Genomic DNA, 10,834 nt, shown 5'->3' with positions numbered 1-10,834 from the left:
AAAATATTTTTATTAAATACATAAATATATAATTAAAACATAAATTTAAAATTTTTATAAAATATATCATTAAAATGAATTGATCAGTCTTTTATATAAAAATTTTTTTTATAAAAAAATAAAAAAATAATTTTTTTGATACCTGATTATAGGTGGTATATTTTAAATTATTTTTCTAGTAATTTTAAAAAGTCTTTTTCATCAATGATAGGAATATTTAATTCTTTTGCTTTTTTATATTTACTACCATAATTTTTCCCACACACTAAATAATCCGTATTTTTAGAAATACGGCTACTAGTTTTACCACCAAGATGTTCAATTTTTTCTTTTGCTTCTTTCCGTGTTAAGGTATTTAAACTACCAGATAACACAAAAGCTTTTCCAGAAATTCCTAATTTTAGAGTCACTTTTTCTTTTGACCATTGAATCCCAAGATGAATTAATTTATTGATTAATTCAACATTATATTTTTGTTGAAAAAAACTTCTAATATTTGCAACAGTGATTGGACCAATATCTTTAATATCTAATAGATCTTTATTAGAAGCTTGCATTAGTGGTTCAAGTTCCTGAAAATGCCAAACTAAAGTTCGCACTGTTGTTTCACCAACTCCACGAATCCCTAACGCATATAAAAATCGGGTCAAAGTAGTTGTTTTACTTTTTTCAATGGCAGTTAATAAATTTTTGGCAGATTGTTCACTGATTCTAGGCAAAGCCAAAAGAACAGTTTTATCCAGTTTATAAATATCCGTTATATCTCTAATTAATTTTTTATTAATAAACAAAGTGACTAATTTTTCACCCAACCCCTTAATATTCATTGCTCGACGTGAAACAAAATGTTTAATGGTTTCTCGCAATTGAGCTTGACAATACAATCCCCCCATACACCGCGCTACAGCTTCACCTGCGGGTTTTATAACCTCTGACTGACATATAGGACAACGAGCAGGCATTTTTATTACTTTAGCATTTGGCAGCCGTTTTTCTAATAAAGGTGCAACGATTTCGGGAATCACATCGCCAGCTCGCCGTACAATAACCGTATCACCCACACGAATATCTTTTCGACGAAGTTCATTGAAATTATGTAAACTAGCATTCCTGATTGTTACCTTTCCAACGGAAATGGGTTCCAATCGTGCTACTGGAGTTACCGCACCTGTTCGTCCTACATAAAATTCAATGTTATTTACCACAGTCATTTTTTCTTGAGCTGGAAATTTATAAGCGATTGCCCATCTTGGTGCACGTGATACAAAACCTAATTTTTCTTGAAAAGAAAGAGAATTAACTTTTATCACTACACCATCGATATCGAAAGGAATAATATCCCTAATTTTTTCTAAATTCTTATAATAAAAAAAACAACCTTCTATATCTTGCACTACCATCGTTTCAGAAATAACTGGAATTCCCCATTTTTTAAATTGAACCAAAACGTCGCTATGTTTTTTAGGTAAATTAGTACTTTTAATTAATCCTAATAAATAACCGTAAAAAATTAAAGGGCGTTTCGCTGTAATTCGTGGATCTAATTGTCGTAAACTTCCAGAAGCAGCATTACGAGGATTTACGAATACTTTTTCTCCTCGTTTTTTAGCCTCGTGATTCAATGTTTCAAACCCTTCACGCGGCATTAAAACTTCTCCCCGTATCTGAACAATTTTAGGAAAATTATAACCACGTAATTTTAAAGGAATTGTCGAAATAGTCCGGGCATTTTGAGTCACATCTTCTCCGGAAAAGCCGTCACCCCGTGTTGCGGCACGAATCAATTCACCTTGTTCGTAAAGTAAACTCAATGCTACACCATCCATTTTAGGTTCGCAAATGTATTCAATGGGTGTCTTTGATTTCAATCGCTGTCGAATTCTTTTATCAAAGGCTAGCAACCCTGCTTCGTCAAACACATTATCTAGAGATAACATGGGAATTTCATGAAAAACACTATTAAAGGTTTTAAGTGGTTCAGCACCGATTCTTTGGGTGGGCGAAGTAGACACAATTAATTCTGAATATTGTTCTTCTAATTGTTTTAATTCGCAAAAAAGCTGATCATAAAGCGAATCAGAAATAACAGGATCGGACAAAACGTAATATCGATAATTATAATCGTTAATTGTTTTACGTAATTGCTCAACTTGCTTTCGAATCTTTACAGGAACCACTACTGTTTTCACCTATATTTTAACTAATGTATTTGCTTAAAAAATTTTTACCCATTATTTAGGAAGCTTCAAAATAACGAATCTCAGTGTGAATTTAGAAAACTTTATTTATATTTTATGCTTACGTTACTTTTCATCTTCCCACACCTCATTACCTAAACCTTCACTAACTACCATGCCCTTTCTAACATAGTATTAAAAAGTCTTATTTGGTACGGAACGTGTTTTAATAAAATAAAATCATAATAAAAACAAGAAAAACTATCTATTTTAGAGAATTCCAATATTCTTGCTTTATTTACTGATACTCAACTTCAATCATATTGGACTGTGCTTAGTCTTCATTTTATTTCGATGAAAAATATTTTTCTAGTCATATCGTAAGCTGGTTGATGGTAGCTATAAGGCTTACAATAATTCTTCATACCCAGAGAACTTCATATCCAGAATAAAATATTCTGGAAACGATATATTAAGTAGATTAAAGAGTCAAAATCTTTAAAACATCATTAGATCTGATTGACTTACCTAAAATATGATTTACATTTTCTATTTTAATGTTAGTCTTCTTTCTAGTAAACAAAACTAAAAGCATTGTTTATATTAATTTCTGCCTTGATATTTTAGAAACTCATCATAAGACAATGATTCCAAAATGTAACTTTCAGAATTGACCAATGATCTTCGCTGACCAATCCATAAAATCTACATCTCTCCAACTTTTTTAGTAAAAAATATCAAAAACCATGCAAAATAATGTGAACCAAATAAAGTATACCTATCCCTCTAACCCCACCTCCTCTACCATCTGAATAGCCTCCTTTATATCGACGGAAACGATGCGTGAAATACCCGGATCTTGCATGGTGACACCCATCAGATAATCGGCCATTTCTATGGTTAATTTGTTATGGCTAATTAGTAAAAATTGAACCTCTTTTGACATTTTTTTAACTAACTGGCAAAAGCGCCCAACATTAATATCATCTAACGGTGCATCTACCTCATCTAAAATACAAAAAGGTGCTGGATTGAGCTGAAATAAAGAAAAAACTAAAGCAACAGCAGTTAATGCTTTTTCACCCCCGGATAACATATAAATAGTAACATTTCGTTTCCCAGGTGGTTGCGCACGAACAATAACACCTGTACTTAATAGATTGGTATCTATCATTTCCAAAGCTGCACGACCTCCACCAAAAATTTGTTGAAATAATAATTGAAATTCCTTATTGACTCGATCATAAGTTTCTTGAAATTTAGCTTGTATTTCACGATCGATCTTATGCATGGCATTTTTTAAAATTTTTAAAGCTTCTGTTAAATCTGCATGTTGTTTATCTAAGTAATTTTTTCTTTCATTAATATTTTCATATTCTTCAATAGCTGATAAATTAATTGGACCTATTCGTTGAATACGCTCTACCACATCATCAAGTTTTTCTTGCCAAATATTAATTGTAGCTTCTTCAGGTAATTCATAGATCAATTGCTCATAATTAAATTTGTTTTCATTTAATTGTTCTTGAAGAGTAGTTTGACGTACACTTACTATTTGCCGTTGCATCCGACACTCCTCTAATTGAGCTTGAACTTCATTAAGTACTTTTTGGGTAGCGGAACGTTCGCTTTCAAGATGATGTAAAATGTCATTATTTTTTTTTAAATTTTCTTCCACTTTATGAATTTTTTTTTGCATAGTTAATTGCTGATCCAATTGTATTCGTAATTCTTGGTTCAATGCTTCTAAAGATTTAGCTCCTTCTGATAAGTACTGAGATAATGTTTCCTGTCTCTCTGTTAATTGCTTTAATTGTTGCTGATCTCGTACAATGCTTTGTTTTAATAAATTTAATTGATCCTCGGTGCTTGCTAAACGAAGTTCTAATGCGTCAAGCTCTTTACGTTTTTGATAATCTTCTTCACGGCACTTAACTAATACTTGTTTATGATAATCACGTTCTTGTAATAATTCCTCACGCCGAATAATTAATTGTTGCTTGGCATGGTTCAAAGAATGAGCTTTAGTTTTGATAATTTCTAATTCCTTTTGATATTCCATTATCTTCTGGCTGTAATCGCTTAGCCATTCTTTCAAGTGAAGTTTTTGCTGTTTAGCATCTTCCAATCTAGCTCTTTTAGTATTTAAAGTAGTTTGTATTGTCGTCGCTTCTGAACTTAATTCTTGATAAAACCAAACCAGTGATTCACGATCTGCTTCTTGCTGAATTAATTTTTCTTCACCTGCCTTCAAAAGTACTTCTTGGTCCTTACATTTTTTTTGTTGCTCAATAATGTCGCTTTTTAATTTTTTCAATTCTTGCTCTCGAACTAAAAATCCGTTTTGTGTATCTTGTATTTTAGAAATATGAATCCAATTAGGCCCTAACCATATCCCTTCACGAGTTATTACAGATTCATTATGTTTCAATAAAGGTTGCAATTGCTGAGCTTCCTCTAAAGAATGAGCAATATAAACCCCCCACAACCAATGCTGAAAAGGCCAGTCGCTATTTATTTGGCTGGAAAGAGTTTCTTTATTATCCTGACACGGTTCTACAGATATTGCACTTCGATCAATGAGAGTAAGTTTACCTCCAGAGAGTTCTTTCATAGGAAAGATAAATGCTTCCAATGAATCTACACAAATTGTATCAAAATATCTGCCCAATACAGTTTCTACGGCAACTTCCCACCCAGAATTGACTGTTAAGTTTTGACCTAATCTGGGACGTTCTTTTAAACTTTGACGGAAAAGCCATGTATTGATAGTTTCGCTACTGTTTCCCAAGGCCGATTTTTGCAAAGCTTCTAACGAAGCGATACGCGCTTCCATGGTTTGTAAAGCCTGATACGAGATTTGTAGCTCTACATGCAACACCTTATTGGCTTCGCGTTGGCATAAAATTTTGTTAGCAAAGTTTTGTAACTGAGCTTGAGTTTCTTTGAGGTTTTTACTTAGTATTGCCGAGTGATTTTCCAAAGAAGAAATTTCATTATACAGTTCTTTAAGATGTAACTGACTCAAATTCTCCTGAAATTGCTGACAGCATTTTACTAATTCAGTTAATTGCTTCTCGTAATGCTCTTTTTTAGTGCATATCACTTCAAACTGACTAGTTATTTGTGAAGTCTCAGCTTGGAAAGTCTCCCATATTTCTTGCCACTGATTCATATTTGCTTCCACCTCTACCAAGGCCTCTGAAACAGTAAGTACAATGGTTTTAATAGTGGATTATTGGGACTTTAAACGTTCTAATTCTTCTTCTAATTTAGTGATTTTTTCTTCACATTCTGCAGTATTATTTCGCAATATTTCCCAAACACCTTTATTTTCTTTGAATTCTATGTGCCACTGCTGATTTTTTTCTTGAGTATCTTTAATGCGTTCTTCCAATCGTGCAATATCGGCTTCTAATTTGTAATATTGTTTCTGAACTCCTTGATGTTTTTTATTTAATTCCGTTAATTGTGCTCGTCTTTTTACTATTGCAATTTCAATACGATCTTGATCACTTTGCTTTTCTTTTTGCAAGATCTGTTGTCCATTAATTATTTGATCAAATTCTAAAATTTTACAGTTTAATAGTTTCCATTGTAATGCTTTAATTTGAGCGCTTAATAAGCGTTCTTCTTTTTTATATAGTTTATAACACTCTACAGCATTTACTTGTCGCTTCAAATGATATACTTGTTTAGCCAATTCCTTACAAATATCTTTGACTCGAGCTAAATTTTGTTGAGTATGGCATATCCGATTTTCTGTTTCGCGGCGACGTTCTTTATATTTAGAGATCCCTGCAGTTTCTTCGATATATGCTCGCAATTCTTCAGGCTTTGCTTGGACTAGATTAGATATCATTCCTTGTTCGATGATAGCATAGCTCCGAGTTCCCAGCCCCGTTCCTAAAAAAATGTCAACTACCTCACGTCGGCGTACATGCCTTCCATTGATAAAATAATTAGATCGTCCATCACGTTCTACTTCTCGCCTAATAGCGATTTCAGGATATTGGGCATATGCTGCTCCCCCCACTACTCGTCCATCGCTATTGTCAAAATGAAGCTCAACAGAAGCCTTCCCAACTGGTTTACGTGATCTAGTACCATTAAAAATAACATCGCTCATAGACTGTCCTCGTAACTGTTTCGCTGAGCTTTCACCAATAACCCAACGAATTGCATCCACTACATTCGATTTACCACATCCATTAGGTCCCAGAATGGCATTTATAGGACCAAGAATAGGAATCAAAGTAGGATCAACGAATGATTTAAATCCTGCAAGTTTAATTGTCTTTAAGTACATGATTAATTTTTATTTTTTATTAAGAATTGATTTTAGTTTACCGAAATCAAATGAGAGAAGAAAGAGTAAAAGGCTTTTAGTTTATTTATGATTTTTGGATAAAAGATATCCCAGCTAAGATGCTCTCCTTAGAGTGTATTATCTACTAAATTTTACTAACTGGTTTTTACAATATAGATCTATCATGTTACTTGATTACCAATAACCCTGTCGTTCATTTTCCAGTTAGTTTTTTAAGAAAAGGTACCAAAGTAAACATGACTAGTGAAACAACAAGGGTCGTTGAACCAATTTTTATAAATAAGTGGTTATAAATAGGCAATGATAAATAAGGATCTCTGGATATATTCCCAGGAATGCTGGCGATGCTAGCTACTTTACCTGCAATAATACTAGCGAGCGAAGCACATAAAAACCAAAGGCCCATAATAAATCCCATTAACCGTTGGGGCACATAACGAGCCGCCAGAGACAAACCAAGAGCACTTACCAAAAGTTCTCCCGTACTTTGCAACCAATAAGAAAAAACTAACCACATACCCGAAATTACTCCCTGGTGATTGAAGAAAGAACCTAATGGTAAGCATAAGAAAGCTAATCCACTTAAGAGTGTTCCTAATGAAAACTTAGCTGGTAATGATAAATCCCGATTATGTTTATCCAAGCATTGGTAAAACCAGGCCATTACTGGGCTCATTGCCATTACCCAAAATGAATTGAGCATTTGAAATTGAGCTGGTTGAATTGGAATACCAAGTATTGAGTGATCAACATTGCGCAAAGCAAATAATGACAACGAGGTTGGCATCTGGAAATATAATACGAAAAATACAATACTTTGAGTAAATAAAATTATAAATAAAAACATCCCTTTTCGTTCTTTAGGCTCTGCTTTAGCAATTAAGGTCATATAAGAGAAGAGTAAAGTGATAGTTCCACCCCAAAGAAGCCAAGATACCATTCGATAATGATTTAATAAAAAATTACTCCCAAAGATTAACGCCACTATTCCAAATAAAACATAGCCAAAATAATCCCAACGCATAGGCTTTTGGTCAGGTTTAGACCCTACACCAAGTATACTTTTTCGCATAAAAAGAAAGTTTAAAATAGCAAGAAGTATTCCCGCACAACAAACAGAAAAAGCCACATGCCAACCAAAAATTTTATTTAAAATGGGGGTAAGGTTCATTGAAATAGCCCCACCTATATTAATGGCCATGTAATATAAGGTAAAACCACTATCTAGATTATGAGGTGTCTCTTCGTAAACTTTTGAGAGCAAACTAGAAGGATTGGCTTTGAAAAGCCCAACCCCTACTGTAATAAAAGCTAAAGGAAGTGCAAGATGATGGTTGGAAATTATAGGTAAGGATAATAATAAATAGCCTAACGCTAAAACTACTGCACCTAATAAAATCGTCCGTTTAGTTCCTAATACTTTATCACCAATATATCCACCTAAACATGGAAGTAAAAAAACTAAGGCACTAAACGCAGCAAAAAGAAAATCAGCATGACTATCTTGATAACCCAATTGTTGGACCATATATAAAACGAGCAGGGCTTGTACACCATAAAATCCAAATCGTTCCCAGATTTCAATCAAAAAAATAAGATAAAAAGGTTTAGGTTGCGCAGCTAAAGACTGAACCGACATGAGTACTTCTCCTAATTAGTAGACCATAATTTTGCCACTATATACGGATTTTCCTAAAAATCCAACAAAACAATCAAAAAAATAAATAATTTCAAGCCTTTTACCTGTATCTAAATTTCTCGTTTCATAGCTCTTAGCGATGTTACCAAAGAATAGAATTCTCTGTATTGATTTGTAGGTAATTTGTTACATCATATCCCATAGCGCCTCCTCCTCTACAGGAGTTTTAAAATAGCTACATTAGAGAACTATAAAACATCCTATGTCTTTCCCCCCCCCCTCCACAATCATCTCTAAAAAGAGAAAAATTTCAACGAGCAGATAGCTTGATTGCCTTCTCTGGAGGTTCGTAATAGTTGCTTCATAAAACTCTTCATAAAAGAGTAACATATCAATATTCACCATAAAATTGAATGTATATAGCCACCCCTATATGAAAATTAACAGCCTCTGCTACCTATGGCACGTATACTACCCTCAACACTATTCGGAGGCGCTATTCGGAGAAATACTAAGTAGTTAAATTTAATAATGGAAATCAGCATTTTTTTCGAGATAACTTTTTAAGTTTTTCTGATGATTTCTTGATATCTGAGACAATATTCATCTAAAAGCTCAGTCGGTACCAGTCTAAGTATTGTTGCCATGAATATTTAGTTACTTAAGTAGGCATCACTCTACCTTATGAAGTGCAGAACAAATAACTTGAGGTGTTTTATACTTCAACCATAGCAATTATTTTTAAATAAAACCCCCTTATATTTCATAACTATAGTCAGATATTTTTCCAATTTAAAATTTAAGTAACTTGAATCTATAAATTTTTTTGAGGATCTACCGCTCGAGGTATTGACACCAGTTCAGCATCGGTATCGCACATAGTTTCAATCTTATTTAAATATAATAACTCAAAGTACACCACACATATTTGTGTATCAGAATTCCACCTTTTCTACAGAAAGCTTAATTTACTTAATAAACTAATGAACAATCTTATTTATGCTAATGAACAATCTTATTTGTGTAGAAACAAATTACATTATAAAAGCATGTTGTGATCTCTATATTATGGAGATGTCTAAAAACTTATAACTTCTCGACTACGAGAGAGAACACAAGCACATACTAAAAAAGAGAAGACAATTACGATCTCAAGAACTATAGAAAAGCTCTTACTTCACGAAGAGCTACTTAATATCCTTTTAATGTTTATCGACTTATTGCGTAAAGTCTATGTTTTGACAAAAACATCAAAAATCTCAGTATTCTTAAGAGAACTTTCAACTCAATCAAAATAAAAAAAACGAATATTCGTATCGTACACATCAAATCAGCAGAAAAAAGTTACCTGATGTTTTTAGGAAATAAATTTTCTTCTCTACAAAGAAAATATTCCCCCCCTAAAATTATCAATTTTTACAGGCTTTGATTACTAACCGTACGGGTTATAGTCAACTTAAATGCTAAATATAATATTGGACTTTTCACCTAGACCCTTATAATTACAGTATAATTATAAGATCTCTATTTATAAGATCTCTATAATATAATAAATTAGAAGCATTGAATAGGAAAAGTATATTTCGAATTTTATAACACAATCAGAACAATTATTTTAAGATAACAATATTAAAATTTTTATATTTCTAAGAATAGCAAACATATTGCTTAATATATATTTAATATATATTTAACTTAAGAAAGAGATACAAATATATTAAGCGAAAGATACAAAGAAAACAGATAAATTTCAGAAAAATATATAACAACAATACCGCATGTATTTTAGTACGTACATTAGAAAATTGTTATACCATTTTTAGTATCGCATATTCTCTATCAATATCCCTATTAAAATCATTTCATGAGTATATCGCTAAACTTAAAAGATCAGGGGGGATATAGTAGTTCTATTCACTCCACCGTCATTACACCCCCAGAAAGTTTTATAAAATTGAAATGCAAATCTAGCGTTACGAAATGCATGAATAAGCGGGATTAAAGCTACCACTCTTTACAAATATAAAGAAAGAAAATGCACTTTCCGATTTTTGTACAAAATAAGTTAGCTTCGATAACGTATATTTATAAATGAGCAAAAAAGATTAGTCTTACATTTAATCAGCAAAACTATTTAAAAATTTATTTACATATGCCTTTCTAAATGGTAATATTATTGTCATCTGACAACTGAAACAATATCTATTCTCATATTACTTATCATCTTCATAGTATGAAGATGGGAACCCTTTGTTACAAATAAAAATCAATTGAAAAATAGCGCTCTTACCATTCATTCAATCATTAAAAATAGAAAATTAAGTCAAAATTTTAATTGCACAAAAAATTATCTCAATTGGGATTGGCTCACATTGGACTATTAAAAACTCGTCAAGTCAAACGAAAAATCCGTCATTAGTTTCATCAAACTATCAATGAAATCAAATTTCTACTAAAAAAGCAATCTGAAGGGAAAAAGAGTCTCCGAAAAAAATCTGTTTTTTCAAACAGGCTTTTAATCAAATCTATTCTTATCTACTTTCTCTTCTGTACCAGATTACATAGCTACTATTGATATAGGCGATATTAGAATCCAGTCGCTAGAACCGTTTCGATCCTTAGAAAAACTCTAGAGACCTTGAATATTTCTTACACCATTTAAAAAATCCCTTAAAAAAATTAGCGCCT

At 32.4% G+C, this 10,834-nt stretch carries 3 protein-coding genes and 1 pseudogene; all 4 read right to left on the bottom strand.

The features are described from left to right. Positions 1 to 167 precede the first annotated feature (167 nt). The gene (ligA, locus tag CLERM_RS02155; RefSeq protein WP_102156959.1) at positions 168 to 2,189 is read right to left on the bottom strand and encodes an NAD-dependent DNA ligase LigA; all 2,022 of its coding nucleotides are present in this window, start codon (positions 2,187 to 2,189) and stop codon (positions 168 to 170) included. A 766-nt stretch (positions 2,190 to 2,955) separates the two neighbouring features. Then, the gene (locus CLERM_RS02150) at positions 2,956 to 5,352 is read right to left on the bottom strand and encodes a coiled-coil domain-containing protein (RefSeq protein WP_241538083.1); all 2,397 of its coding nucleotides are present in this window, start codon (positions 5,350 to 5,352) and stop codon (positions 2,956 to 2,958) included. Between the two features lie 60 nt (positions 5,353 to 5,412). Further along, positions 5,413 to 6,486, bottom strand: coding sequence for a chromosome segregation SMC family protein (locus CLERM_RS04065; protein ID WP_241538082.1), 1,074 nt, complete (start codon positions 6,484 to 6,486; stop codon positions 5,413 to 5,415). A 226-nt stretch (positions 6,487 to 6,712) separates the two neighbouring features. Beyond that, positions 6,713 to 8,146: pseudogene (locus CLERM_RS02145) on the bottom strand (oligopeptide:H+ symporter); the annotation flags it as partial. Positions 8,147 to 10,834: the final 2,688 nt, after the last annotated feature.

Source organism: Coxiella-like endosymbiont, assembly GCF_002871095.1.
Lineage (GTDB): Bacteria > Pseudomonadota > Gammaproteobacteria > Coxiellales > Coxiellaceae > Coxiella.
This window is presented reverse-complemented; position numbering and strand designations above follow the sequence as displayed.